This is a genomic window from Alysiella sp. (assembly GCF_030525755.1).
Lineage (GTDB): Bacteria > Pseudomonadota > Gammaproteobacteria > Burkholderiales > Neisseriaceae > Simonsiella.
This window is the reverse complement of record NZ_JAUNEC010000007.1, coordinates 14319-39694: the sequence shown is the minus strand read 5'-3', so window position 1 is coordinate 39694 and position 25376 is coordinate 14319. Positions and strand designations below refer to the sequence as shown.

Here is a 25376-nt window from a genome sequence, read left to right as displayed (position 1 = left end):
CGCTGTTTCACATAACATTGGGTTTTCAGGCAGCCAGAAAACAAAAAACAGCAAAATAAAAGCAATATTTACGCATTAAAAAATCATTTTAACGCATAAACTGCTTATGATTGACTTCTAACAACACCCGATGATTTTCAACTTCAAACCCCTTGAAAGAATAAATACATGAATAAATTGACTGTTATTACTGTTATGGCTGCTGCTTTAATGAGCGCAGGGCTGGCTTCTGCTTCTGATAAACATGATAAAATGTACACTCATCAAGCCATGTCTCATGCTCATTCACATCATGGTCATGGTATGCACCATCATCACAAAGGTGGTTTGCCATATGGATATAAAAAACTGAATTTAACTGCAGCGCAAGAAACCGAAATCAAAAAAATTCTAGAAAGCAGTCGCACTGATAATGCTACTGAACATCATATGTATCATCATAAATCCCTTCAAGACAAAATGCAGCAACGCCTCAATCAAGAGCAGCAACTTTTGAGTGGTAAAACATTCAATGAACAAATGGCGCGCCAAATGATTGCACAACGTCATCAAGAACATGCCAATTTGATGCGTGAGCATGCAGAACATGAGTTACGTATGTTGAAAACCGAACACGTAGTATTTCAAGTTTTGACACCTGAACAGCAAAAACAATTTTGGGCGCAACAAAAACAGCGTATTGAAAAATACGGTAACATGATGAATAAAAAATACAATTGATTCATTAGGCAATTTGATGTGCGCTTAATATTAGAGACGGCAAGGCAAATATGTCCTTGCTGTTTTCTTTATCAGGCAATTTGAAACCTTTGCAAAACTTGGTTTGTGATGGCAGAGTTTATATCTGCTCTGTTTTTGATTGAGTTAATTTTTATTTTTATCAATAAATTAGGAAAATAGCGGATATGAAATTTTCCCTGTGTTTGTTTAAAAATGGGTTTTACAAAGGTTTCAGCCTTAAACGCTTTCTGTTAGAATGCTGCCTGAAAAAAATGTACCATTGTCATCATGAATGTCCCACACGAAATTCGTTTAAATGCAGAACGCAATGTATTAACCCTTGTTTATGCCGATGCGATTTATGATTTAAGCGCAGAATATCTGCGCGTTTATTCGCCTAGTGCAGAAGTACGTGGACATGGAGTAGGGCAAGAAATTTTACAAACAGGCAAACGCTTTGTACAAATTACCAACTTGGTAGGTGCGGGCAATTATGCCCTGAAAATCTGTTTTTCTGATGGGCATGACAGCGGTTTGTACGATTGGCATTATTTGCACAATTTGGCAATCAAGCATGATATTTTGTGGCAAGATTATCTCACTCGTCTGAATGATGCAGCTTGTAGCCGTGAATTTGATGATCAAGCTAAAAAAACAGTACACGGTTGCGGAACTTGTGGCAAACATTGAGACTCAGTAAACCTTTTTCAGGCAGTCTGAAACCCAAATTTCGGTACAAAAAATAAATTTCAAAATAAAACATGAATTTGAACAATTTAAACGACTTAATTCCCATTATTCTGATATTGATAACCTGCATCAGCACCTATCTTGGTTTTACCAATCAATTCGTGTTTCAACGTTATCAATTTCATGTTGGTGCGATTTTGCGTGACAAACAATACCGTCGCATCATCAGTAGCGGTTTTTTGCATGCTGATTGGATGCATCTGCTGTTCAATATGCTGACGCTGTATTTTTTCTACCGTCCTATTGTACGTGTTTACGGCATTGAGGGATTTCTTGTGCTCTATTTCGGTGCAATGGCAGCAGGTAGCCTGTTTTCACTATGGCTCTACAAAAATCGCCCCAGTTATACCGCCATTGGTGCATCGGGTGCAGTATCGGGCATCATTTTTGCTGCGATTGCGATTAATCCATTAAGCAGCATCTTTTTGTTTTTTATACCTATCCCCATTCCTGCATGGTTATTTGCCACGTTGTATTTTGCCTATTCCGTTTGGCAAATGTTGCACCCTAAACCGTGGGACAGACACGGTCATGCTGCACATTTGGGTGGTGCGGTATTGGGTATGGTGTTTGCCTTTGTGTTCACACCGCATTACATCATCGCCAACGGTTTATTTGTTGGCATTATGTCGCTGCCTTTGCTGTATTTGGCGTATGAACTGCTCATCAACAAAAAAATCAGATGATGCTTCACATCATTTTTGCAATAACAAGATTTTCAGTCCCTTTTCAGGTAGCCTGAAACCCCAAGAAAGCCCATTATGAACGAGCAAGACAACAACAAACAAACCCACTTTGGTTACCAAACTGTAAATGAAAGTGAAAAAGCAGGCAAAGTGGCTCAAGTTTTTCATTCTGTTGCCAAAAATTACGACATCATGAATGATGTGATGTCGGGTGGCTTGCACCGCGTTTGGAAACATTTTACGATTAGCACAGCGCGAGTGCCAAAAGGCGGTAAAGTTTTGGACATTGCAGGTGGTACAGGCGATTTGTCGCGTGGCTGGGCAAAACGAGTAGGTAAAACAGGCGAAGTGTGGTTAACCGACATCAACTCGTCTATGCTTACCGTTGGACGTGACCGCTTGCTCAATGAAGGCATGATTTTGCCCGTAGCTGTGTGTGATGCGGAAAAATTGCCGTTTTCCGACAATTACTTTGACTTGGTCTCTGTGTCTTTCGGTTTACGCAACATGACGCACAAAGATGTGGCATTAAGTGAAATGTACCGCGTACTCAAATCAGGTGGCACACTATTGGTATTGGAATTTTCCAAAGTGTATAAGCCATTGGAACCCGCTTACGATTTGTATTCTTTTAAATTGCTGCCTTTAATGGGTAAGCTGATTGCCAAAGATGCTGACAGCTATCAGTACTTGGCAGAGTCCATTCGCATGCACCCCGACCAAGAAACGCTGAAACAAATGATGTTGGACGTTGGTTTTGACCAAGTGGATTACCACAATTTGAGCGCGGGTATTGTTGCGCTGCATAAAGGTGTGAAATACTGAATTGATACCATAGGCTGCCTGAAACTTTTCAGGCAGCCTATTTGTCTTTTAAAGGTATGATATGAAAAAAATTTTATTTATTTGTTTGGGTAATATTTGCCGTTCACCTATGGCTGAATACCTGTTTCGCCACATTGCTGCTGAACGCAATTTAAATGTGGTGTGTGCCAGTGCAGGTACATCAGGTTGGCATGATGGTGAGTACATGCATTGTGGTACAGCAGAAATTTTGGATTGTTTCAACATCGCATCAAACGACTTTGTTAGCAGTAAAGTTCCCAATGACGCACCCAAAATCTACGATTATTTAATTGTGATGGACGACAACAATTTGCGCGATATGCAGCAACGTTTTGGTTCATTGTCCAGCATGCAACTATTTAAAATCACCGACTTGCTGCCTGAAAACAGCACATACAATCATGTTCCTGATCCATGGTACACAGGTAATTTCCAAGAAACACGCGATTTGCTCCATCAATGTTGTACCCGTTTGGCAGACAAATTGCAAAATGGCAGTATGTGATTTTAGGCAGCCTGAAATATTTGGTTTGAAGGGAGTGCGGCGCATATTGCAAAATGTATTTTTAAAATTGCTGTGTACTGTTACTGCAAGGTTGCTTGAAATAATGTGAAACATGACATGTTGTGTTTTGTTGCTTCATGCAAAGCATCACTCAACACTTTTCTTCTAACTGGTTCTGCAGCACAGCATGAAAATCTTAAAAGACAGTTTGGTTTACTTGCTTGGCGAAATGTTTGCCAAAGCCATGCCATTTTTGATGTTACCTTATCTCACGCGCAAATTGGGCGTGGCGGGCTTTGGTGAGCTGTCGTTTTATCAAGCGTGTTTGGCGGTGTTGTTGATTGTGTTCGGTTTGGGACAAGATGCGGCGATAACCCGTTATTGTCATTTTTATGGGCAACGCAATTTGCCACAACTGATTCAGGCAGCTTATTGTTACACGGCAGTACTTGGAACATTGGCTTTGCTGTGGGTGTGGTCGGCACAATCTTTGATCTGGATAAGTGTGATTGCGGCGGCGATGGTGCAAGCGATGTTGTCGGTGCAACTGGCTTTGCGTCAATGTCGCAAACAGGCGATTGCTTATACGGTCATTCAATGTGTCTCGGGTTTATTGGTGTCGTTTTTGACCATTTTGTTGCTGGAATGGAGCGAAAATGCGCCACTTGAAAAGCGTTTTGTGGCGATTGTATTGGGCAATGCTTTGTTGGTGTTGGGTGCATACTGGGCTTTTAAACGAGAAAAACAGGGGCGGCAAGGTAAATGGCGTTTCAGGCAGCTTGTTTTGAATTTGCGTTATTTGTTGTGGATTGGCTTACCACTTTTATTGCATCAATTCAGCGGTGTTTTTAAGGGACAATTTGACAGATTGCTTCTACATCAACAATTCGGTGCAAACGATTTAGGTGTTTATGCCGCAGGCTATCAAGTAGCAGCGATATGGGGTGTGTTACTGATGGCTGTCAATAAAGCAACTGTGCCTTATTTTTATCAAGCACTCAAAAGCGGTCGTTTGAATGCAATAAAAGTGAGACAAGGCAGTTTGTGGTCTTTATGGTGTGTGCCTGTGCCTGTTCTGTGTGTGTTATTGCTGCCTGAAAAGTTGTTTTTGTGGCTCTTGGGGGCAGAATTTGTGGGCATTAAATACTTTATTGGGTGCTTTACCTTGTTTTTTTCTTTAAATATACCGTATTTTATTTTGGTCAATTTTTTGTTTTACCATGCCCAAAACAGCGTGATTTCGCGGATTTCGCTGATTTCTGCGGCGGTTTATGCGCTTGTTCTGTTTGTGGTGGTATCTTTGGGTAATGTGACATACATACCTTTTGCCGCACTTTCAGGCAGCCTGATTGTGTTGCCTTTATTGTACCGTTCTGTGAGAACACCGATATGAATTTAGTGATTTGTCATACACCCTTACAAATGCTGATTGCCAGCCACCTTATTGCCCAGTTGCCTGAAACACCATTTGAAGTGTGGGCGTTTGCTTACACTCGCAATGTCAAAACTGAGCATTATTATGCCCGTTTGACTGAATACAGCCAGCGTGCCGATTACGCTATTTTGACACCGAAACAACCTTTATCTTACGCCAGAACCTTGTGTTATATTAAAAAACGTTTTTCAGGCAGGCATTATGAAACGGTTTTTGTGTCCAGCATCAACAGTTTGGTGGTACATTTGCTGTTAAGTTGTATCACGTTTGACCGTTTGGAAACCTTTGATGACGGTACAGGCAACATCACACCCTCTTCGGTTTTTTATCGCAATGAACCGCCATCATTGTTGCGCCGTTGTGTACAAGGTTTATGCGGTATTTGCTTTGATACTGCTACTGTGCGTAAGGTCAGTTGTCGTCATCACACGCTTTATCCCGATAGCCCCAACATCATTGAACATACCGTCCCCCTGACCTTGCTGCCTGAAATTTCGGTTCAGGTAGCCACACATAAGCGACAAAAAATTCTTTTGGGTCAGCCACTCTTACCCAATGCAGCAGACAATATTGCTTTGGCGCATCATTTGTTGCACGAACTGGACATCACACATTATTATCCGCACCCACGCGAAGATTACCGTGTACCCAATGTGGCATATATTGATACCCCTCTGATTTTTGAAGACTGGTTGGTGCAAGCCATTCAAACTGCTCCTGATACCCATTTTGAGATTTACCATTTGTTCAGCACTGCCGCACTCAATGTTGCCAATTTACCGAATATCAGTTTGTATGCAATTGATTTATCGGAATGTATGGATATTAAACAAACACTTAATCGCACTTTATTTGAACAATACCGCAACCACATTGTGCGTCCTCATTTCCGCATTGAGGCTGCCTGAAACATGAAAACCGCTTTTTTGGTACTGTGTCATCGTTTGCCTGTCGGCATCATGGTGTTGGCAAAACGTTATCCCGAATGTCAATTTTATGTGCATTATGATGCCAAATCGCCCCTAGCAGCCATTCAGCCATTGACAAAGCTACCTAATGTACAGATTTTACGCCAACGCATTAATGTGCGCTGGGCGGGATTCAGTATGATAGAAGCCACGCTTGCGCTGATACAAACGGCACTTGCCCAGTCTGATAACCAATATTTTCACCTGATAAGTGGCAACTGTCTGTTGCTGACAACACCGCAGAATATGGCGACTGAAATGTTTCGTGCAGGTGAAGGGGCTTTGCTTATGGAAAGTCGTCCCACTTTGCGATTGCGTTACCGCGTACGTTTCAATACGCCACATGCAGATACCGCTTGGCAGCGTCAATTACATGGCAAGATTTTGACCAAATTGTTTCAGGCAGCCGATTGGCTTGCCCCATTTGCCGATACTGCCTACACAGGAAGCCAATGGTTTTCTGCTGACCGCAAAGCCCTAAATATCCTGTTTCAAGCAGCATTAAGCAGCGATGCAGCTGATTTCTTTGAGAAAAAACTGTGTCCTGATGAGCATTTTTTCCAATACATAGTGCAAAATCTGCCAGCAGGCTGCCTGAAACACATCAACCATAACCGCCGTTACATTGCCTTTAAAGGCAACCACCCCAACTGGCTAACCGTTACCCAACTACCTGAATTGACAAAACAATACTGGTTTGCGCGTAAAGCCGATGATGATTTTCTGTTAAAATATCAATGAATACTGTTCCATTTAGCGTTTTGCTTTCGCTCTATCACGCTGAAAAGCCCGAATATTTACGCGCTTGTTTGCACAGTTTGGCAATACAAACCTTACCTGTTGCAGAAACCGTTGTTGTTTTTGATGGCATGATTTCGCCTGAATTGGCAGATACGGTAAACGCATTTCAGGCAGCCTTAAACATCAAAATTGTGCGGCTGCCTGAAAATGTCGGCTTGGGTTTGGCATTGCAAGAAGGCATCAAACATTGCACACACGAATGGATTTGTCGCATGGATACAGACGATATTGCTGTGCCACAGCGTTTTGCTGTTCAGGCAGCCTATTGGCAACGCAATCCTGACATTGCGGTTTTGGGTGGACAAATCGCTGAATTTGACACGCTGCCTGAAAACGCACAAAACAGCCGTTGTGTGCCACATACACATCATGATATTGCGCTTTATGCCAGAAAACGTAATCCCATCAATCACATGACTGTTGCGTTTAAAAAATCAGCTGTGTTGGCAGCAGGCAATTATCGTCATGCCCCTTTGTATGAAGACTACGATTTATGGGTAAGAATGCTGCAAAACGGTTGCCAATTTGCCAACCTGCCTGAAACATTGGTGTATGCCCGAGCAGGTGATGCAATGTACCAAAGACGTGGTGGCTGGGCATATGCCTGTCGTGAAATCAAAATGCAATGGTGGTTTTACCGAAGTGGCTTTTTGACGGCATGGCAGATGGGGCAAAATTTGGCTTTGCGTTTACCTGTTCGCCTGTTGCCACAAAGCCTCCGTGCTTGGGTGTATCGCCATTTATTGCGTCAAAAGCAGGTTGGCTGAAAATTTGTATTGATTTGACATCATGATTTTATTGCGTTTTTTATTGGCTTTTGTTTTGATTTTGACTGTACCCGCCATCGCATTTTGGCCCAGTCAAGAATGGACACGCCCTACAATAACCAATTTAACCAGCTATGCCGCATTGAGCGTGGCTTTGGTTTCCGCGTATTTTACCTTGCGGAGTTTACGCCGTTTTCCAGGTGAACGTTCTGCGCTTTCTGTTGTACCTGTTTGCGCGGTAGCGTTTGGTGGGGTATTGGTGGCATTGTGGTTTTTCAGGTTGCCTTATTCGGTTTTTTATTTAAGTGCAGGCTTGGTGCTGACTTTATCGTATTTGTTTGCTGAAAGCCATTTGGCAGCACGGCGTACCTTGCATTTACATTACATTGATGTCAGCGGCATGGACGTTTTGCCCACGTCCAACAATGTGCGTTGGCACAAATTGGCACAGCCAATGCTGCCTGAAAACGAAAAAGTGCGTGCCGTCATTACCAATTTGCACGCACCCGATTTGGGTGCAGAATGGCAAAAATTTTTGGCACATTGCACCTTATGCGGTATTCCCGTTTACAACATACGCCAAATTGAAGAGTCGCTTACAGGGCGTGTCCGCATTCGCCATATGTATGAAAACGATTTGGGTTCATTGTTGCCATCGCCAGTTTATATGTTCATCAAACAAATCTTGGATATGGCTTTGGTACTCATCAGTTTACCGCTGACTTTGCCCCTTATGTTGGCAACAGCATTGGCAATTCGTATGGAAAGTCGTGGCAAAATCTTGTTTGTACAAAACAGAGTAGGGCAGGGCGGACGCGAGTTCAAAATTTACAAATTCCGCAGCATGAGTGTGGATTCAGAAAAAGACGGTGCTAAATTGGCACAAGTGGGCGACAGCCGCATCACACGAGTAGGACAATTTATCCGCAAAACCCGTCTAGACGAATTACCCCAATTTTTCAATATTTTAAAAGGCGAAATGAGTTTAATTGGACCGCGTCCCGAGCAAAAATATTTTGTTGCCCAATTTGAACAAGTCATACCATTTTACAGCTATCGCCACATTGTCAAACCAGGTTTATCAGGTTGGGCGCAAGTAACACAAGGCTATGCAGGCAACGAAGACGAAACACAAGTCAAAATTGAACACGATTTTTACTACATCAAACACTTTTCTTTCGCACTTGATGTGTTCATCTTATTTAAAACCATCAAAACCATTTTTACAGGTTTTGGCGCACGCTGATTTTCAGGCAACCCGAGTATTTTTGTTGTGTACCGAAAACATCAAAATCACAACACAATAGAAGACATTAAGGCTGCCTGAAAACTTATGCCGTGCTTTCAGGCAGCCTTTAAGATATAATATTGGGTCAATGTTTTATTGATTTCCCAGAAGAAAGGTACATAAATGGCAGATTTTAATCAAATTTTGGATGCGGGCGATGTGGACTCAGGTATCATTAACGTGGTTGTAGAAATTCCCGAAGGTTCGTGCCACAAAATCGAATGGAACAGAAAATTAGCGGTTATGCAGTTGGATCGCGTAGAACCCCAAATTTTTGCAAAACCCACTAATTACGGCTTCATCCCACAAACTTTGGACGAAGATGGCGATGAATTGGACACGCTGATTATTACGCGTGAACCCTTGCCAACAGGCGTATTCATGGAAGCACGCGTGATTGGTGTCATGAAATTTGTAGATGATGGCGAAGTGGACGACAAAATCGTGGTTGTGCCAGCAGATGACCGTGATACAGGTAATGCCATCAAAACATTAGCCGATTTGCCCGAACAACTGATTAAACAAATCGAGTTTCATTTCAATAACTACAAAGCCTTGAAAAAACCAGGTAGCACCAAAGTGGAACATTGGGGCGATGCAGAAGAAGCAAAAAAAGTCATTCGCGAATCGCAAGAACGTTGGCATAAACAATAATGGCACACAAGCTGCCTGAATGTTTCAGGCAGCTTAATTCATATTTAAATTTGTTGTGCAAAATGTGCCAAAAAATGTAAGTTTTATTTGAAGTGGTTTGGGTGCTATGGAAACATTTGACGGTTCTTTTTCCGATGACAGTGAAATTCGCAGCTTAAATTTGCCCCCGCATTCCATAGAAGCGGAGCAATCTTTATTGGGTGGTTTATTGTTGGAAAACAACGCGTATGACCGCGTTGCTGATGTTGTGAGTGAAGAAGATTTATACCGTCATGAACACCGCCTCATTTTTCGTGCCATCATTGCCTTAATCAATACCGCCAGACCTGCTGATATCATTACCGTTCAAGAAGAATTGGCGCGACATGATGATTTGGAAAATGCAGGTGGTTTTGATTATTTGGTTACATTGGCACAAACCACACCCTCTGCTGCCAATATTCGCCGTTATGCCGAAATCGTGCGCGAACGTTCTATTGTGCGTCAGTTGGCAGAAGTTGGAACAGAAATTGCTAGAAGTGCTTATAACCCACAAGGTGCAACAGCAGAACAACTGCTTGACCAAGCCGAAAACAAGGTTTTCCAAATTGCAGAAAGCACAGTCAAAGCCAAACAAGGCTTTTTGAATATGGAAGATTTGTTGCGTGAGAACATTGAGCGCATTGATTTTTTGTATCAGCGAGATAATCCCAATGAAGTAACAGGTATTTCCACGGGCTTTGTGGATTTGGACAAAATTACCTCTGGCTTGCAAAAAGGCGATTTAATTATTGTGGCAGGTCGTCCCTCTATGGGTAAAACCGCCTTTGCCATCAATATTGCGGAACACATTGGTATTTATGAAAAACAAGCAGTTGCTGTGTTTTCTATGGAAATGGGCGGGGCGCAATTGGTAATGCGTATGCTTGGTTCAGTTGGACGTTTAGACCAATCTGTTTTGAAAAATGGCAATTTGCAAGATGAACATTGGGAAAGATTAAACGAAGCAGTAGAAAAACTATCTGGTGCACCAATTTTCATTGATGAAACAGCAGGTTTAAGTGCTTTGGAAGTGCGTGCGCGTGCGCGTAGATTGGCAAGAAAATTTGACGGCAAATTGGGCTTGATTGTCATTGACTATTTGCAGTTGATGTCAGGTTCGGGGCGCAGCGACAATAGGGCTGCTGAATTAGGTGAAATTTCCCGTTCACTCAAAGCATTGGCAAAAGAATTACAAGTACCCGTGATTGCTTTATCGCAGCTTTCACGTACAGTAGAACAACGCACCGATAAACGTCCTATGATGTCGGATTTGCGTGAATCGGGTGCGATTGAGCAAGATGCAGATTTAATTATGTTTATGTTTCGAGATGAATATTACACGCGAGAAGCCAGTCAATTTAAAGGTTTGGCGGAGTGCATTATCGGTAAACATCGTAATGGACCAACAGGTAGGGTGTTTTTGACTTTCTTGGGGCAGTTTACCAAATTTGAAAATGCAGCATATATACCCCAGAATATTGCGACTGATTAGATTTAAAATCAAAAAAATTCAAATAATTAAGAGAATATGATGAAAAAAATAAAAGGCTTTACATTGGTGGAACTGATGGTCGTGGTTATCATTATGGGAATTATGGCGGCTGTTGCCATGCCTAGCATGAACGCGTTTGTCGCCAAATCCCGCATCAATAACCGTGCCGAACAAATTGCCAGTTTATTTCGCTATGCCAAAGGCGAAGCCATTCGCATGAATAAAGCCATTATCATTTGTGGTAATGCCATACGCAGCGATGGCAGACCTTCTGGCAATTGCAATAAAGATAATTACAGCAGTGGTTTGAAAGCCTTTGCGGATATGAATCGAACAGGTGCTTATGAAGCCGATACCGACCAGAACATCCGCACCATTGCCATTAATGGCAATGGTGCAGGCGATAAAGTTAAAGTGGAAGTGGATTATTTTAATTTGCAGAAAACTAAAGATGACAAGCCTAAAAATGGACAGGGTGAGTTTGTATTTTTGCAAAATGGTCGTTTTGGCTTAAAAGATCAAGGCAATGTTACTTTATCGTCACATTATGTGCGAATTAAATTAATGGATGCAGAAAACGAGAAAAATACATCACGTCACCGTTATGTCATTATTTCACCTTCAGGTAGCACGATGACTTGTCCTGCGGGTAGCGATAAAGACACCAAATTATGTAAAGCTGCCTGAAACATCAAACTGTTTCAGTTTCATTTATCATTGGACATTGGAAAAACACGATGAATCCCAAATTCACAATGCAATCAAATAAAAATAAGGTGCGTGGTGCAACCATTATTGAAGTAATAGTATCGGTATTTTTGCTTACTTTCGGTATTTTGGCATTGATTGCTGCACAAATTCGTTCAGTAGCAAGTGTTCAAGAAGCAGAAAACCGCACCTTAATTGCCCAAGCTGCTGAAGCTTATGCAGAAGGTATGTTGGCGAATCCTACTGTTGTAATCAATGATAACAGAGAGTTAATCATCACGTACGACCATTATCGTACAGACCCAAAAGACGTTGATGCAAACAAAACTGAATTCACACAGTTGGGGAATAATGCACAAAAAACCAAAAAAGAGCTGGCAGATTTGCAAACTGATAATTTTCAGGCAGCCTTAAATGCCATACCTGATGTGGCAGGTATTCAATTTACCGTTTGTCAAGATGTGGATGATGCACGCAAGCCAGCATGGGGTGATGGACATTGCAACAAAGGTGCAACAGATGGTACAGTAATTAAGGTGGCTTGGCGCATGAAAGACAAAGATGGTAAAACCGATACCGATGCGGCATTACACACTTATGTATTAAAAGTAAAAAGTTAATTATCCCCATTATTATTATGATTTGGGTTAAAAATGAAAAATCATCAATTTATCTGTAAAGTACGCGGTTTTACTTTAATAGAATTTTTGGTTGCTAGTGCATTGGCAACCATTGTCATCGTTGCAGCGGGTGGGACGTATTTCATGACCCGAAAACTCAACGAATCAGCACAAGCACGTATTGAGGTACAAGACAGTATTCGCAATGCTGCGACCATAATCACTCGTGACGCACGAGGTGCAGGCAGCTTCGGCTGTTTCAGTACTGGCAGAATTGTAGAAGGTGCAGCAACCGCCACAGTTACACCAACGGGTGCATTTCCAGATGCCACAGGCATTCAAAATGGGATTGCGGGTATTCAATTTAATGCAACGGAAAATCAGGGCTATGGCATCATTCAAACTACCAATCTCGATGGTTTCCCTGCTGGTTTTACCGAAAATGGTAAGGGTGCTTTGATTTTCATCTATGGTAAAGACAGCTGGGGCATTAAAGGGATAAACGGTACGACTTCTGTTGATGTAGTTAATCGTGAAGGAAGCAGTAACATTGTTCAAATAAAAGGACCTATGGTATTGAGCAGTTGCAACAATGCTTATTCATTTACACCTCAATACAGTAATGTTAAACCAGAACAGGTTACGGTTACTTTGAACAACATTAAGGGTAAGCTTGACACCACTGATATCAGCGCCAAAAATATGGCGTTGCTGTCGTTAAGCCAATTGTATGCGGTGGCTTATTGGGTTGCAGAAGTAGATGGAAAATCCAGCTTATTGCGTATGGAAACCGACATCAATGGCGGTTGGACATCACCACAGTTATTGGCAAACAATGTTAGTGAAATGAATGTCAATTATGCGTATGAACAAAATTGTCAGGTATCCGATAAAACACCAGGTAATAATGTTAATTTCAAATATTCAAGTACTTTAGATGCCCCCAATTTACCTGCTTTGGTGCAAATTCAGTTGAAATACCAATATGCTGGAGACCCCAATGACAGCAAATCAGTAGGTGGGGAAAACACCCATGTGATTAATGCAGGTGTGCGTGGTGGTTCTAAATGTTCCACATTCGTCAATTATTCAGAAGACTAACTCAAGGCAGATAACATGAATGTAAAACACAAACAAAGCGGTTTTTCGCTGTTTATCGTACTGGTTTTGATGTTGGTCATCGCATTCTTGGTTATTGCCACCAACCAGGCTTCTTTAACTGAAGTGCGTGCTAGTGCCAATGAGGCAGACCGAAAATTGGCATTGAGCCGTGCTGAATACAGTTTGCGTGATGCAGAAGCCATTATTAAAGAAGAAGCTTTGAAACCTGCGGGTACAGGTAAAATGACCTTTACAGATAATTGCGATAAAGGTTTCTGTAAACCTGCTGAAAAAACGTATGATCCCAGTCGTGCAAAAGAACCTTTTGCCTATTCAGGTAATTCAGGTAAGGAATCTAAAGTTGAAGCATGGAAACGTTGTTCTGATGACATAAGCAAAGCGTGTCAATCAGGAGAAACTGTTTTGGATAACAATAAGCAAAGTACCCGTGTTGACAATGATGGCAAACGCAGTTACATCATTGAATATTTGGGTGTAGCGCAAACCCCAACCAGCACAGGCGATGAGCGCGAAATTTTCCGCATCACTGCGCAAGCACATGGCGACAATGAAGACACACGCGTTATTTTGCAATCTTATGTGGAACTAACCCGAGATTAATCATGAAACTGAACTTATCCAAACAAAAAGGTTTTACTTTAACCGAACTTATGGTTGTTATTGTGATTATTGGGGTATTGGCAGCATTTGCTTTGCCGACTTATCAATCCTATGTGGAAAAAACCAATTTAGCTGAAGCCAAGCAACAAATTACTGCCATTTATCAGCGTATTCAAAATGAAAAAGTGGCCAACACCAAAAAATTAACAGATAAAGCCTCATATGAAACCTTTTTGAATGCAGCCTTGCCTGCCAATAAAGGACAAAAATACCATTTTTATTTTGATGTATCGTCCAATGGTAAACTTATGGAAGTTTATTTCTTGGCTGCCCCAGTTAATAAGGATTACAAACATTATTTGTGGGCAAATGATAATGGCGTGGTATTAAAATGCAAATCCAATAATGCTTCTTCATTGAAAACAGTTGAGAAAAAACAACCAAGCAACTGTGAAAAATTTTGATCCTTTTGGGACATGCTTACTTTTTCAGGCAGCCTTTGCTACAATGCACAGGCTGCCTGAAAACTTTATTCGGGTTTGATTGAATATAATGTGAGGACAATATGAATCATTTATTAACAAACAAAATCGTTTTGGTAACAGGTGCAACACGTGGCATCGGTGCAGCGATTGCCGACACATTGGCGCAAGCAGGTGCAACCGTGATTGGTACGGCTACATCAGAAAACGGTGCAGCAAGCATTCAAACCCGTTTGGCACAATGGCAAGGGCAGAGTAGGGTATTGAATGCCAGCGAAGAAGGTGCGATTGAGCAACTGATTGCCGACGTTGAAAAAGAATTTGGTAAACTGGATATTTTGGTTAATAATGCAGGTATCACACGCGATAACTTATTGATGCGCATGAAAGAAGAAGAATGGGACGAGATTATGAATGTGAATCTCAAATCCGTTTACCGTGCCAGTAAAGCCGTGTTGCGTGGCATGATGAAACAACGCAGCGGTCGCATTATTAACATCACATCGGTGGTTGGCACAATGGGCAATGCAGGGCAAACCAATTATGCTGCTGCGAAAGCTGCTTTAATGGGCTTTTCTAAATCGCTGGCACGTGAAGTAGGCAGCAGAGGCATTACCGTAAACTGTGTCGCACCAGGATTCATTGACACCGATATGACTCGCGCTTTGCCAGAAGAACAACGTAAAATGTTCACAGAACAAACTGCTTTGGGGCGATTTGGCGAAGCGCAAGACATTGCCGATGCGGTGTGCTTTTTGGCTTCTGACCAAGCCAAATACATTACAGGACAAACTTTACATGTTAATGGCGGTATGTTAATGCCTTGATATTAGGAAATATCCAATAGATTTTTGTGTGGTGCAACAGGCTGCCTGAAACTTTTCAGGCAGCCTGAATTTCTTGCAAGATTTTGTCTAAAAAACGCCCTTGACGAACCAAGTTGGCAGCTTGTTCATATTGTTTTTCGTTTAAAGTTTGTGCCAGTTGATTGTGTAGTTGCGTTTGTTCAGCACTGATTTCTGTACGCAAAGCATTCAATGCGACTTCATCGTGTGCCAATTTGGCATCATTCAGTTGTTCACGCCACATCATTTGTTGTATCAAAAAATTAGGTGCAAATTGTGTGTGCTCAGGTGCATCGGCATGAATGCCCTGTTGTTGCAGTAAATAAGCTGCGCGATTAAGCGGATTTTGCAAAATGTGGTAAGCTTGATTGAGTGTTGCTGTCATCATAAGCGATTGTTTTTTCTCAAATGGAGATGCAGCCGCTGTGTTGTCAGGGTGAAAACGTGCCACCAAAGTGCGGTAATTTTGGGTAAGCGTTTCGATATCCAAATCAAATTGTTCGGGTAAATGAAAAAGTGTAAAAGGATTCATGATTTGTTTTAGGTCAAAAAAGTTTAATTTCATATGAATAAAACTTTCAGGCAGCCTGAAAATAAGACGATTGTAGTCGTTTTCAGGCTGTCTGAAAATCAAAACAGGCGTATAATTTACCCCGTTTTGATATTTGAAAAATCCGAATATAAGGATTAAATGGAACAGCCATGTCTGAACACGAACCCAAATCACAAGAAACAACAACCGAAAAACCGCTCAAAAAAGCGGCAAATAAACCCAAAACTGTGATTAAAATTCACGATGCGTCTGAACGCATTCAACCCAAAATGGCACACGGTCGCTATGCGAAAATCCGTGTAGCGATGATTGTGGCAACTCAGCTTTTTTTCTATTGTGTGCCTTGGTTGCAATGGAACGGTCGTCAAGCGGTGTGGTTTGACATTGCAGGGCGGCATTTTTACATTTTCGGCATGGTTTTAGAACCTGCTGATTTATTGTATTTAACTGGTTTGCTGATGGTTTCGGCATTTGGTTTGTTTTGGTGGACAACGATTGCAGGGCGTTTGTGGTGTGGTTATTCTTGTCCGCAAACGGTGTACACCGAAATCATGTTGTGGATAGACCATTTGGTTGAAGGTGACCGCAATAAACGTTTGAAATTGGATAAAGAGCCGTGGCATGCACGAAAAATTGGCATTAAGGCAGTTAAATACACCCTGATTTTCATTGTTGCAGCGTGGACGGGTTTAACGTTTTCAGGTTGGTTTGTGCCGATTCGTGAATTTGTGCCTGCGGTTTTTGCAGGTACAGCAGGTTCGGTGGCATTCGGAACGGCGGTGTTTTACGGTTTTGTAACGTGGTTGTTTGGGCACATTATGCGCGAAAAAGTGTGTTTGCATATGTGTCCTTATGCGCGTTTCCAAAGTGCAATGTTTGACCATGATACATTGGTGATTTCCTATGACGAGGAACGCGGTGAACCACGCGGTGCGCGCAAGAAAAATGTGCCAAAAGAAGAACAAACAGTAGGCGACTGCATTAACTGTATGGCTTGTGTGCATGTGTGTCCCGTAGGCATAGACATTCGTGATGGCTTGCAATATCAATGTATTGGTTGTGCCGCTTGCATTGATGCGTGTAACGAAATCATGGACAAAATGAATTATCCACGTGGTTTGATTCGTTATACCACTGAAGCGGTTTTGAAACACGAATACACCGATGCCGAAATCAAAAAACGCCTGTTGCGTCCCAAAGTATTGGGTTATGGTATGGCTTTAAGTTTGGCGGTTGTTGGTTTGGTGGTTGGCATTATCACGCGTCAAACCATACAAATTGACATCATTAAAGACCGTGGTGTGATGGTGCGTGAAAACAAACAAGGTATGTTGGAAAACACTTATACTTTGCACATCAGCAATGCCAGTGATGAAGTACAAGTGCTAACTGCCAGCGTAGCAGGTTTTGAAGACATTGTTTTAACAGGGCTGCCTGAAAATGGCATTGTGTTAAAAGGTGGTGAAATCGTGAATGTGCCTGTGCAAGTTGCCACGCAGCCTGAATATGCGGGTAAAGGCAGCCACCCGATTGAGTTTACTTTCCAATACCGCTCACAAAGTACTCCTGAAAGCGAAAGTCGTCAAATTCAAGAAGATGCCATTTTTATTGGGGAATAATGCCAAATGAAAGAATTATCTGTTGAAGAACAACGCAGTCAAGCACCTTGGTATCGTCAGCCGATTTTTTGGATATTGATGTCGGGACCAATTATTGTTGTGATTGCAACATCCATTACTTTGAATATTGCCAGCGACAACATCAGTGATATGGTCAGTGATGATTACTATAAAGACGGCAAACACATCAATTTACAGTTGGAACGTGATGTGGTTGCCATGCAGCGCAATATACACGCACAGGTTTTTTTCAATGATGAAAACAATGCTGCCAAAGTGTTCATTAGTGGTGATTTTGACCCGAAACAAACCATCAATTTGTTGTTGCAACATCCTGCTAAAAAAGAGTATGACCAAATCATAGAATTGAAAGCACTTGATGTGCCTGTGTCGGGCGACAAACATGAATTTTCGGCGGTGTTTCAATCGTTACCCAGTACCATACATTGGTATGTGCGTATTGCAGATGCGGCAGGGACGTGGCGTATAGAAGAAAAATGGTTGCCCAATCAAGGTGGGGCAGTCAGTTTAAAACCCAAAGAAAATGTCTTGGTTAAAGCGGCAACATCGGCTGCTGTACATGAATAATCCATCAACAGGCTGCCTGAAATCTTTTTCAGGCAGCCTGAACATCATCAGAAACGTCATATCAGCAAGGAATTTTTGACAGCATCACAAAAATCTGTCAGGCTTATTTTTTTCGTTTTGGGTTCAATATTATGCCTGTTTCCAACCGCTTTTATGCTTTGTTTACTTCGGTTTTTTTGCTGTTCGCGGGTTTTGGTTTATTTCTGAATTCGGCTGGGGTGAAATTATCGCAAATGGGGGTAAGCAATATTGCCATTGGTACGCTCAATGCCGCGTTTTTTTGTGGTGCATCATTGAGTGCTGTTGCGGCGCACCGAATTGTGTCTAATGTGGGACACATACGCAGTTTCAGTGTATTTGGCGCAGTGTTTGCCATGTGTTCATTGGCGCATTTGATGACAGAAAACCTGTATGCTTGGGGCGTGTTACGCACGGTATTGGGTTTTTGTTATTTCAGTATGTTGATGGTGGTGGAAAGTTGGTTTGCGGAACAAAGCACGCCACAAAAACGCGCCAAAGTGCTGGCAATTTACAATTTGGTTTACTATTTTGCTTTCACTTTGGGCATTTTGCTGTTGAGTTTGAATTTGAGCAGCGACAATATTTTTGTGTTAGGCACATTATTGGTTATGGCAGCCATGCTGCCTGTAACGCTGACACGCATGAAAGCCCCTGAATTGCCGCCACGCCAAAGCATACGCACGCCACGCGTGTTTGCCATCGCACCTCTGGCATTTGTTACCGCGTTTTGTGGTGGGATTTTGGTAAATGGCTTGTTTACCATGGCATCGGTTTTTCTGTTGCAACAATCATTGAATTTGCAGCAAATCTCCGCTTTTTTAACTTCTGCTATGGTTGGTGGGTTCTTGGTACAACTGCCGATTGCTAAATTGTCTGACCGTTTTGGTAGACGCAATGCGATTTTGGTATGTGCCGCTTTTTCGGCATTGGGTGCAATAATCGGTTTGTTTACCATGTTGTTCGGATACGCCACACCCATTTTGCACAATGGCGTGGCATTTGCCTTTGGTTGTGGTTTATTCGCCCTTTATGCATTGAGCATTGCGCGCGCCAACGACCGTTTGCCCAATAATATGAACACCGTAGAAGTCAGCCGCAGTTTATTGTTTTGTTATGGATTAGGTTCATTGGCAGCACCGATTTTATTGGGTTTGATTACCGATTTTGCACCACAATACGGTTTTTATGCCTTTTATGCGGTGGTTTGTGTGTTTTTATCCGCCTTCACGTTCAGGCAGCCTGCTGTGCCGCAAGATGAACGCAGCGTGTTTGTACAAGTTCCTGCAGCCGCAGCCACACTTTCGGCAGAACTTGACCCACGTAATGAAGTCTCACATCAGGATTTTGATATTGAACGAGCAACAGAGCACATTACCTATTTGACCAAGCATACTGTGCCACAAAGTGAGACCTCGCCTGAAAATCAGTCAGCCTTAAATCCAACAAACGAAAAATAAACACAGCAGGTTGCCTGAAAGATTTCAGGCAGCCTGATTGTGATGGCCGCCAAATGATAAACGAACAACAAGAAATGTTTGCCATCGCCAGCCCCTGTGTTGGCATTTGTCAAGTGAACAATAAAGGTTATTGCATCGGCTGTTACCGCAACCGCAACGAACGCTTGTATTGGCACACATTTAACGACAGCCAACGTGGTTTATTGCTGACCATTTTGGCGGCACGCCGAGCGGCTTATGAACGCAAAAAAGCCGAAAAAGGACAGCTGCCTGAAAGTGAAATGGGAGCAATACAAGGTGATTTATTTGCTGATGAATGGCTTGGATAGTGGATTGTTTGGGCAGCATTTTGTTTCATGTGAACTTGGGATTAAGTAATCCATTTAGTAAATTCAATTTAAACCAGTACAGTGTTGCCAACTCCCTTATGTACAGATGTGCAGGGCGGGCGTTGTTGCTTTGTATTGCTTTTTCATTTCTGCGACCATACAGGTTCTTATTTTGCCCACGCATTTTGTCGCAATAATTCATCGGCTTTTTGCATACGGAATTGCAAAAATTGGGCTTCGGGCGTGTTCAGGCTGCCTGAAATCGCGTTTTGCCCTTGAAATTGTGCGGTTGAGCCGTTGGGGAAAATCGCGCTGCTGATGCTGCCCTGATTGAGCGTAATTGGCAAGACTTTTTCCTTTTGCCATAACGACTTGCCAAATGTGGACACAGGTTCGTTCACGCCCAATATATCGGCAAAAGTCGGCAGCAAATCGTATTGACTGGATAATTCATCGTGGCGTTGTCCTACTGGATTGCTTGGGTCAAACACAATCAGAGGAATGTGAAAAAGTTGTTTTACATCAGTGGGTTTTGCACCAGCGTTGAGCGTGTGGTCGGCGGTAAACACGAAAATGGTGTTGTTGTACCACGATTGTTGCTCGGCATATTTCATGAATTGGTGCAAAGCCCAATCGCTGTATGCCAATGTGTTTAAAAAACCATTTTCTCCTTTATTATCATGTGGATATTTGGTAAATTCCGCGTCCACATTCGCAAAAGGCTCGTGCGTTGTGCCTGTGAACAAAAATGCGAAAAATGGCTTTTCAGCTTGTTGGCTGATTTGTTTGCCGAAAAATTGCAAAGTGTCGTAATCCCAACCAAAAGGCGGTGTGTCTTGTGGATAATCGCGCAGCAGTGGCACGTCTTCTTGCCCAAAATATTCCTGAAAACCCAATGATTTGGCAATGCCATCCATGTGAAAAGAACGGCGTTTAGACGATTGTGCCATTATCGTGCGGTAGCCGCGCCGATTGGCGAGTTCGGCGATGCGGCTCATTTTGTTCAATTCCAAGCCGAAACCGAGCGGTTCGCGTTCGGGTAGGGCGGGTACTGAAGTTAAGGCTGCCTGAATACCGATGATGCTGCGTTGTCCTGCGGCATAAAATTGTGTCCAAACTTGGCTTTTTGAAATTAATTTATCAGTATGTGGTGTAACACCATATTGATTGCCCGAAAGCGCATCTATATAGCGATATGACCAACTTTCCAGCAAAATGAATACCACGTTTTTGCCAGATGGTTTGTGTGTACTGTGATGTACAAATGGCTGTGGATTTTCGGTGGCGATTTTTTGGTAAGTATCTGAATTTAAATAATTTAAAGGCTGTTGATTTTGGCGTTGACGTATTTCTTGCAGCGCAATCCAAGTGCCGTTGAGCGTGAGATTGGCTTGTGCTTGATTGCCGTTTTGAAACGCGTCCACCGAATTGAGCGGTTTGCCCGAAAGAACCATGCCACGTGCCATTAAAACCAGTAGCAAAATCTGCAATACGCTGAATGTAAAACGTTTTTTCAGGCTACTTGAAACTGAATTTGTCGCTGAAATTACGGTTTTTTTGTATGCCCAAAACATTATCAATAAAAACAATCCGCCCGCAATCGTGTAAGCAATCCGTGAGCCAAACGCGGTTTGTACAATAAATGCCAAGTCATTGCCAATATTGAGTATTTCGCCACCTAAATGCCGTTTAACTTCGCCAAAATAAGCGATATTGGCAATTGCCACGCCCGTTAAAATCAGCAAAAGCGTAAAACACGCCCACGCGGAAAATCGTCTCAATTTCAAAGTGTTGAGTTGTGAATAAGGTAGCAGCAAAATCAGCAAAAATGGTGCAAACACCAACACCAGCAAACGCATATCAAAACGCGTTCCCTGCCACAATGCTGCCCACACATTTGCTTGGTCAAAATAATCGCGGTACACGCCAAACAATGCTATACGCAAGAGCGCAAACACCACCAAACTGAAAGCCAAAATTCGGATTATCATGATGTTTTGATTTGTGTTTCAGTTTATTGGAAAGTTGATTTAGTGTGGTTTTCTGAATGTTTGCACCCAGTATTGTCCACTTCTTGCCATGCTGATTTTGCTGAAATTGGGGGGCATGATGTTGGCACAATTACTGGGCTGCGTCCGTCTTTGCTGGCGTGGCTGAAAGAGCGTTTTTTTGCTATGTCATCGGCGTGTTTTTGTGCTGTACGTTGCAACGCATCATTTAAGCGTAAGGGTGGTGTGGCAGTATAGTGTTTGCGACCGCATTTGTGTGTTTGATTGATGATGTCCACTATTTCTTCAATTGGGATTTTTTTCATGATTTTTTACTTCAAGATTGTGAATACAGGTTCTTAAGGGGTAATCACTATTTTGCCATTGCGGAAGTTTTGTTGACTCATGATGTTGCCGTTGATGGCGTAAACTGTGTGGCTGCCATTTTGAGGTTGGGTACGGAAGATAAAAAGTTGTCCGCTTGTGAGCAACATGGGGTCGGTGCGTTTTTCGCCTGTGCTGTAAAAATCTTGTACCCAATAATTGCCATTGGCTTGCTTACTCAATAGGCGGCGATAGTAGCCATTTTTATTGCTGTGGTCTGTTGGCTGACCTTGTGTGTCAAAATAGGTAACAATGTGTTCTTCAATGATGTTGATGCCACTTTTGTCTGTACTGGTGTTGGCAGGTGCAGTTTGACCCAGAGGAATATTGATGCTGGTACCTAAACCAATATGCCGACCGATGTTGCCACCCAATCCTAAACCCAAAGAAATGCCTTGGCTTGCACAGGCAGATAGAAATAGTGTGCTGGTCAAAATCAAAATGGTTGTTGTGGGTGTTTTCATGGTGTTTGTCCTGCTTGAATAAAGTGCCATTATAGACCGATTGGCTGCCTGAAAAAGCAGAAAATGGGGAAAAATGTTATACCTTATCGCTTGATGAAATGGTATATCATATATAAGTTATTAATTTTAAAAGAAAATTTGCAATTTAAAGTGATTGTATTTATAATGTGTTCATCTGATTTTTTAACCTGTTTTATGAAGGAATGCATCATGTCTCAATGTCAAACTCATGCCAATCACGAACACGTTCACAGTGAAACCTGTGGTCATACCGCCATTCGTCATGGCGACCACATTGATTATTTGCACGATGGTCATTTACATCATGCACACGGTGGTCATTATGATGAACATGTTTTGGATGTAAATGAACACAATCCTGCGGTGTGCAATCCTGTTGATGTGTGTGGCGGTCATGTACATGGTGAAGGTTGTGGTCATGAAGCCGTGCCGCATGGCGACCACATTGATTATATTGTGAATGGTCGTTTGCATCATCAGCATGGCGACCATTGTGATGACCATGGTCCTGTGGAAATTGTGAAATAAAGTTCATTTCAATCAAAATACACGCATCAGCATTCAGGCAGCCACAATATCCATTTGTGGCTGCCTGAATGTTTGTGGTTGAGTTAAGCGAAATGTGTTTGATGCCATTGCAAAATGATGTCGCGGTTAGACGGTGAAAACACTTTTTCGGCGGCTTGGGCGGCAGACAGCCATTTTTGTGCGGTGTGCTCGTCTGGGGCAAGTTTAATGGTGCAGGCGCGTGGTAGTTGAACCGAAAACCAATGTTCGGTGTTGTGGGTAACGCCTACTGCATAGCGGTGTCGCCAATGTGGGAAAATTTCATACACGATGTGATGTTGCCAATCGTGTATGTGTTCAGGCTGTAAAATTAAGCCTGTTTCTTCGGCTACTTCACGCAAGGCTGCCTGAAAAGGGGTTTCGCCCATTTCTAAACTGCCTGTTACCGATTGCCAAAACCCTTTTCTGTCGGCACGTTCTAATAATAAAACATTGCCAATGTCGTCATGAAGTAAAACCAGTACCGAGATGGGTTGTTTGGCTGGTTTGGGGGCAACGGGGTTTTCAGGCAGTATCATGTCTGTTCGTCCTCTGCTTGTGCGCTGCGTGTGTCCATTTCTTTTTTGGCTTCCATGCCTGCTTTTAGAATGGCGATGTCGCTGGGTTTTTCTTCTTCGGGCAGAATGCGGATTTCGCGTTGTGGATAAGGAAAATCAATGTTTTCTTCGTGAAACCGTTTCCAAATGGTCAGTAAAATGGCGGAAAACAAACCCGCAAAGCCGTTTTCTGGGTCTTTGACCCAGAATCCCACACGCAAATCCACGCCATTTTCGCCAAAACCGACCAAAAAAGAGTTGGGTGGCGATGTTTTATCCACGCGCTCTTGTTCGGCAGCAGCTTCTTTGAGAATGCGTAAAGCCAATGATAAATCGGTGTGGTAGGCGACTTGGACGTTTAAACTTTGGTATAAGGCTTCGCTGGTATAGGATTCATTGATGACGGTAGAAGTAACAAAAGTTTCATTGGGAATCAAGGCTTCTTGCCCTGTTGTGCTTTTGAGTACCACAAAACGCGATGTGATTTTGCTAACGTAACCTGTGAAATTGTTTACCGTTAAGCGGTCACCCAAGCGAATGGAGCGGTCTGCAAGAATGATGAAGCCCGAAACGTAATTGCTGGCGATTTTTTGTAAACCAAAACCCAAACCGACACCAAATGCACCACCCAATACCGACAAAACCCCTAAATCAATGCCAACCAAAGGTAAAGCAATCAATACCGAAAGAAACATCAATATGGTGGTGGTAATTTTGCCCAAGACAATGCGTAAATTTAAATCCATGCTGTTGGCAGACATCAGTTGGGCGTTAATCCAACGTGCCAACCACAGCATCAGCAGCATGATGATGCCTACCCACAAAATGCCCGTGGCAATGGTAAACAAATTGAGTTTGCTTGAACCAATGGTTAATTGCAAAGATTTCATCCAATTGATGATGATATTGTCAATGCCACATACCCACAGTAAAAAACATACCCACAAAGTGGTGGATGCGCTGCGTTCCAACCAATCGGAAAAACGGTTTTCGGGCAAAGCGAAATTCAATACCGCCAACATAATGCGTATGGCGGTCATCCAGTTGGCAGCCAAGAGCATCAAACGCAACCAAATGGAAGTTAATCCAGAAACTTCCCAAATGATGAGCGTAGCAATGCCAACACCGAATACCAATATTGACCAAGTGATGCGTTTGGCAATGTGGCGCAAACTGTGCCATTTGATGCGTTCATAGTGGCTGCTTGAAATCAGGTGTTTGGCGATTTGGTGGGTGGCGACCATAATTGCAAAGGCAACAATCAGTTCTATCCAGCCCAATGGTTCGCGGAAGCTGTTTTCAAATAAACGCAGAGTAAAAGCATCGCGTGCGAGTAAATCGTTGAACAGACCGCTAAAACGGTTGGCTTCATTCATACTGCTTCCTTTTGCTTGGGATTATGGAGAGAGATGTGTTATCGGTTTTCGGTATTGTTAGGGTGGGGTGCTTGCACCCACCATTATGATGTACCGATGATTGATTTTTGCTACGCGGAACTTTGTTTCAGGCAGCCTGAAAATGTGGGTGCAAGCACCCACG

Annotated in this window: 29 protein-coding genes; 23 read left to right on the top strand and 6 right to left on the bottom strand. The window is 42.6% G+C overall.

The genetic code is table 11. The features are described 5' to 3' along the window. Nucleotides 1-168 precede the first annotated feature (168 nt). The 18 genes from Q4B82_RS02885 to fabG all read left to right on the top strand — a co-directional run bounded on the left by Q4B82_RS02885 (nt 169) and on the right by fabG (nt 15292). Complete coding sequence (locus Q4B82_RS02885; RefSeq protein WP_303064932.1) at nt 169-720, top strand: Spy/CpxP family protein refolding chaperone; 552 nt, start codon at nt 169-171, stop codon at nt 718-720. Nucleotides 721-1005: 285 nt separating this feature from the next. Then, a complete protein-coding gene (locus Q4B82_RS02880; RefSeq protein WP_303064943.1) occupies nt 1006-1410 on the top strand; it encodes a DUF971 domain-containing protein in 405 nt (134 codons plus the stop codon). A gap of 71 nt (nt 1411-1481) precedes the next feature. Then, nucleotides 1482-2156, top strand: coding sequence for a rhomboid family intramembrane serine protease (locus Q4B82_RS02875; protein ID WP_303064931.1), 675 nt, complete (start codon nt 1482-1484; stop codon nt 2154-2156). A 75-nt stretch (nt 2157-2231) separates the two neighbouring features. After that, complete coding sequence (gene ubiE / locus Q4B82_RS02870) at nt 2232-2981, top strand: bifunctional demethylmenaquinone methyltransferase/2-methoxy-6-polyprenyl-1,4-benzoquinol methylase UbiE (RefSeq protein ID WP_303064930.1); 750 nt, start codon at nt 2232-2234, stop codon at nt 2979-2981. Between the two features lie 61 nt (nt 2982-3042). After that, complete coding sequence (locus Q4B82_RS02865) at nt 3043-3507, top strand: low molecular weight protein-tyrosine-phosphatase (protein WP_303064929.1); 465 nt, start codon at nt 3043-3045, stop codon at nt 3505-3507. Between the two features lie 187 nt (nt 3508-3694). After that, nucleotides 3695-4900, top strand: a complete 1206-nt coding sequence (locus Q4B82_RS02860; protein ID WP_303064928.1) for an oligosaccharide flippase family protein — start codon at nt 3695-3697, stop codon at nt 4898-4900. Continuing rightward, nucleotides 4897-5850, top strand: a complete 954-nt coding sequence (locus Q4B82_RS02855) for a glycosyltransferase family 52 (RefSeq protein WP_303064927.1) — start codon at nt 4897-4899, stop codon at nt 5848-5850. The genes Q4B82_RS02860 and Q4B82_RS02855 overlap by 4 nt, the downstream gene beginning before the upstream one ends. 3 nt (nt 5851-5853) lie before the next feature. Next, complete coding sequence (locus tag Q4B82_RS02850) at nt 5854-6651, top strand: beta-1,6-N-acetylglucosaminyltransferase (RefSeq protein ID WP_303064926.1); 798 nt, start codon at nt 5854-5856, stop codon at nt 6649-6651. Continuing rightward, a complete protein-coding gene (locus Q4B82_RS02845) occupies nt 6648-7478 on the top strand; it encodes a glycosyltransferase (RefSeq protein WP_303064925.1) in 831 nt (276 codons plus the stop codon). Before Q4B82_RS02850 ends, Q4B82_RS02845 begins: the two co-directional genes overlap by 4 nt. A 22-nt stretch (nt 7479-7500) precedes the next feature. Continuing rightward, nucleotides 7501-8724 carry a sugar transferase gene (locus tag Q4B82_RS02840; RefSeq protein WP_303064924.1) on the top strand — a complete coding sequence of 408 codons (1224 nt, stop codon included), beginning with the start codon at nt 7501-7503 and terminating at the stop codon, nt 8722-8724. Nucleotides 8725-8889: 165 nt separating this feature from the next. Further along, nucleotides 8890-9420, top strand: coding sequence for an inorganic diphosphatase (locus tag Q4B82_RS02835; RefSeq protein ID WP_303064923.1), 531 nt, complete (start codon nt 8890-8892; stop codon nt 9418-9420). Between the two features lie 106 nt (nt 9421-9526). After that, nucleotides 9527-10933, top strand: coding sequence for a replicative DNA helicase (gene dnaB / locus Q4B82_RS02830; protein WP_303064922.1), 1407 nt, complete (start codon nt 9527-9529; stop codon nt 10931-10933). Nucleotides 10934-10972: 39 nt separating this feature from the next. Further along, nucleotides 10973-11620, top strand: a complete 648-nt coding sequence (locus Q4B82_RS02825; RefSeq protein ID WP_303064921.1) for a GspH/FimT family pseudopilin — start codon at nt 10973-10975, stop codon at nt 11618-11620. 50 nt (nt 11621-11670) lie between these two features. Next, nucleotides 11671-12261 (top strand): type IV pilus modification protein PilV, encoded by a 591-nt coding sequence (gene pilV / locus Q4B82_RS02820; RefSeq protein ID WP_303064920.1) that lies wholly within the window; start codon nt 11671-11673, stop codon nt 12259-12261. Nucleotides 12262-12294: 33 nt separating this feature from the next. Continuing rightward, the gene (locus Q4B82_RS02815) at nt 12295-13362 is read left to right on the top strand and encodes a PilW family protein (protein ID WP_303064919.1); all 1068 of its coding nucleotides are present in this window, start codon (nt 12295-12297) and stop codon (nt 13360-13362) included. A gap of 15 nt (nt 13363-13377) precedes the next feature. Further along, a complete protein-coding gene (locus Q4B82_RS02810; protein WP_303064918.1) occupies nt 13378-13983 on the top strand; it encodes a PilX N-terminal domain-containing pilus assembly protein in 606 nt (201 codons plus the stop codon). A gap of 2 nt (nt 13984-13985) precedes the next feature. Next, nucleotides 13986-14447, top strand: coding sequence for a type IV pilin protein (locus Q4B82_RS02805; RefSeq protein WP_303064916.1), 462 nt, complete (start codon nt 13986-13988; stop codon nt 14445-14447). A gap of 101 nt (nt 14448-14548) precedes the next feature. Next, entirely contained in the window at nt 14549-15292 is a 744-nt protein-coding gene (gene fabG / locus Q4B82_RS02800) for a 3-oxoacyl-ACP reductase FabG (RefSeq protein WP_303064915.1), read from the top strand. Between the two features lie 55 nt (nt 15293-15347). Here the strand turns inward: fabG and hscB are convergent, their stop codons facing one another. After that, nucleotides 15348-15845: a Fe-S protein assembly co-chaperone HscB gene (hscB, locus tag Q4B82_RS02795; protein WP_303064942.1), complete on the bottom strand. Its 498-nt coding sequence runs from the start codon at nt 15843-15845 to the stop codon at nt 15348-15350. Between the two features lie 167 nt (nt 15846-16012). On the opposite strand from hscB, the gene ccoG reads away from it, so the two are divergent. From ccoG to Q4B82_RS02775, 4 genes are all read left to right on the top strand, one after another. After that, nucleotides 16013-17482 (top strand): cytochrome c oxidase accessory protein CcoG, encoded by a 1470-nt coding sequence (gene ccoG, locus Q4B82_RS02790; RefSeq protein WP_303064914.1) that lies wholly within the window; start codon nt 16013-16015, stop codon nt 17480-17482. Nucleotides 17483-17488: 6 nt separating this feature from the next. Then, nucleotides 17489-18070, top strand: a complete 582-nt coding sequence (locus Q4B82_RS02785) for a FixH family protein (protein ID WP_303064913.1) — start codon at nt 17489-17491, stop codon at nt 18068-18070. A 131-nt stretch (nt 18071-18201) separates the two neighbouring features. Further along, nucleotides 18202-19548, top strand: a complete 1347-nt coding sequence (locus tag Q4B82_RS02780; RefSeq protein WP_303064912.1) for an MFS transporter — start codon at nt 18202-18204, stop codon at nt 19546-19548. A 53-nt stretch (nt 19549-19601) separates the two neighbouring features. Beyond that, nucleotides 19602-19877: a DUF1289 domain-containing protein gene (locus Q4B82_RS02775; RefSeq protein WP_303064911.1), complete on the top strand. Its 276-nt coding sequence runs from the start codon at nt 19602-19604 to the stop codon at nt 19875-19877. Nucleotides 19878-20044: 167 nt separating this feature from the next. Here Q4B82_RS02775 and Q4B82_RS02770 read toward each other — a convergent pair whose 3' ends face one another. From Q4B82_RS02770 to Q4B82_RS02760, 3 genes are read right to left on the bottom strand one after another with little or no spacing between them, the layout of a single operon-like run. Further along, on the bottom strand, nt 20045-21868 hold the full coding sequence (locus Q4B82_RS02770; protein WP_303064910.1) for an LTA synthase family protein: 1824 nt from the start codon (nt 21866-21868) through the stop codon (nt 20045-20047). Nucleotides 21869-21891: 23 nt separating this feature from the next. Beyond that, complete coding sequence (locus tag Q4B82_RS02765) at nt 21892-22191, bottom strand: CAP domain-containing protein (RefSeq protein WP_303064909.1); 300 nt, start codon at nt 22189-22191, stop codon at nt 21892-21894. A gap of 33 nt (nt 22192-22224) precedes the next feature. Continuing rightward, nucleotides 22225-22713: a NemA protein gene (locus Q4B82_RS02760; protein WP_303064908.1), complete on the bottom strand. Its 489-nt coding sequence runs from the start codon at nt 22711-22713 to the stop codon at nt 22225-22227. 210 nt (nt 22714-22923) lie between these two features. On the opposite strand from Q4B82_RS02760, the gene Q4B82_RS02755 reads away from it, so the two are divergent. Next, nucleotides 22924-23262, top strand: coding sequence for a hypothetical protein (locus tag Q4B82_RS02755; RefSeq protein WP_303064907.1), 339 nt, complete (start codon nt 22924-22926; stop codon nt 23260-23262). Nucleotides 23263-23345: 83 nt separating this feature from the next. On the opposite strand, the gene nudB is transcribed toward Q4B82_RS02755, so the two are convergent. Together nudB and Q4B82_RS02745 are read right to left on the bottom strand one after the other, a co-directional pair. Then, nucleotides 23346-23819 carry a dihydroneopterin triphosphate diphosphatase gene (gene nudB / locus Q4B82_RS02750; RefSeq protein ID WP_303064906.1) on the bottom strand — a complete coding sequence of 158 codons (474 nt, stop codon included), beginning with the start codon at nt 23817-23819 and terminating at the stop codon, nt 23346-23348. Continuing rightward, nucleotides 23816-25213, bottom strand: a complete 1398-nt coding sequence (locus tag Q4B82_RS02745) for a mechanosensitive ion channel family protein (RefSeq protein ID WP_303064905.1) — start codon at nt 25211-25213, stop codon at nt 23816-23818. Before Q4B82_RS02745 ends, nudB begins: the two co-directional genes overlap by 4 nt. Between the last annotated feature and the right edge of the window lie 163 nt (nt 25214-25376).

Bases quoted from the DNA above. Each gene is read 5' to 3' on its own strand.
- ubiE (WP_303064930.1), top strand. From the start codon at position 2,232: ATGAACGAGCAAGACAACAACAAACAAACCCACTTTGGTTACCAAACT.
- Q4B82_RS02745 (WP_303064905.1), bottom strand. From the start codon at position 25,213: ATGAATGAAGCCAACCGTTTTAGCGGTCTGTTCAACGATTTACTCGCA.
- Q4B82_RS02865 (WP_303064929.1), top strand. From the start codon at position 3,043: ATGAAAAAAATTTTATTTATTTGTTTGGGTAATATTTGCCGTTCACCT.
- Q4B82_RS02855 (WP_303064927.1), top strand. From the start codon at position 4,897: ATGAATTTAGTGATTTGTCATACACCCTTACAAATGCTGATTGCCAGC.
- Q4B82_RS02850 (WP_303064926.1), top strand. From the start codon at position 5,854: ATGAAAACCGCTTTTTTGGTACTGTGTCATCGTTTGCCTGTCGGCATC.
- Q4B82_RS02770 (WP_303064910.1), bottom strand. From the start codon at position 21,868: ATGATAATCCGAATTTTGGCTTTCAGTTTGGTGGTGTTTGCGCTCTTG.
- pilV (WP_303064920.1), top strand. From the start codon at position 11,671: ATGAATCCCAAATTCACAATGCAATCAAATAAAAATAAGGTGCGTGGT.
- Q4B82_RS02785 (WP_303064913.1), top strand. From the start codon at position 17,489: ATGAAAGAATTATCTGTTGAAGAACAACGCAGTCAAGCACCTTGGTAT.
- Q4B82_RS02810 (WP_303064918.1), top strand. From the start codon at position 13,378: ATGAATGTAAAACACAAACAAAGCGGTTTTTCGCTGTTTATCGTACTG.
- Q4B82_RS02815 (WP_303064919.1), top strand. From the start codon at position 12,295: ATGAAAAATCATCAATTTATCTGTAAAGTACGCGGTTTTACTTTAATA.
- Q4B82_RS02780 (WP_303064912.1), top strand. From the start codon at position 18,202: ATGCCTGTTTCCAACCGCTTTTATGCTTTGTTTACTTCGGTTTTTTTG.
- Q4B82_RS02860 (WP_303064928.1), top strand. From the start codon at position 3,695: ATGAAAATCTTAAAAGACAGTTTGGTTTACTTGCTTGGCGAAATGTTT.
- Q4B82_RS02885 (WP_303064932.1), top strand. From the start codon at position 169: ATGAATAAATTGACTGTTATTACTGTTATGGCTGCTGCTTTAATGAGC.
- Q4B82_RS02845 (WP_303064925.1), top strand. From the start codon at position 6,648: ATGAATACTGTTCCATTTAGCGTTTTGCTTTCGCTCTATCACGCTGAA.
- Q4B82_RS02825 (WP_303064921.1), top strand. From the start codon at position 10,973: ATGAAAAAAATAAAAGGCTTTACATTGGTGGAACTGATGGTCGTGGTT.
- Q4B82_RS02840 (WP_303064924.1), top strand. From the start codon at position 7,501: ATGATTTTATTGCGTTTTTTATTGGCTTTTGTTTTGATTTTGACTGTA.
- Q4B82_RS02835 (WP_303064923.1), top strand. From the start codon at position 8,890: ATGGCAGATTTTAATCAAATTTTGGATGCGGGCGATGTGGACTCAGGT.
- ccoG (WP_303064914.1), top strand. From the start codon at position 16,013: ATGTCTGAACACGAACCCAAATCACAAGAAACAACAACCGAAAAACCG.
- Q4B82_RS02875 (WP_303064931.1), top strand. From the start codon at position 1,482: ATGAATTTGAACAATTTAAACGACTTAATTCCCATTATTCTGATATTG.
- Q4B82_RS02805 (WP_303064916.1), top strand. From the start codon at position 13,986: ATGAAACTGAACTTATCCAAACAAAAAGGTTTTACTTTAACCGAACTT.
- nudB (WP_303064906.1), bottom strand. From the start codon at position 23,819: ATGATACTGCCTGAAAACCCCGTTGCCCCCAAACCAGCCAAACAACCC.
- Q4B82_RS02765 (WP_303064909.1), bottom strand. From the start codon at position 22,191: ATGAAAAAAATCCCAATTGAAGAAATAGTGGACATCATCAATCAAACA.
- fabG (WP_303064915.1), top strand. From the start codon at position 14,549: ATGAATCATTTATTAACAAACAAAATCGTTTTGGTAACAGGTGCAACA.
- dnaB (WP_303064922.1), top strand. From the start codon at position 9,527: ATGGAAACATTTGACGGTTCTTTTTCCGATGACAGTGAAATTCGCAGC.
- Q4B82_RS02775 (WP_303064911.1), top strand. From the start codon at position 19,602: ATGATAAACGAACAACAAGAAATGTTTGCCATCGCCAGCCCCTGTGTT.
- Q4B82_RS02755 (WP_303064907.1), top strand. From the start codon at position 22,924: ATGTCTCAATGTCAAACTCATGCCAATCACGAACACGTTCACAGTGAA.
- Q4B82_RS02760 (WP_303064908.1), bottom strand. From the start codon at position 22,713: ATGAAAACACCCACAACAACCATTTTGATTTTGACCAGCACACTATTT.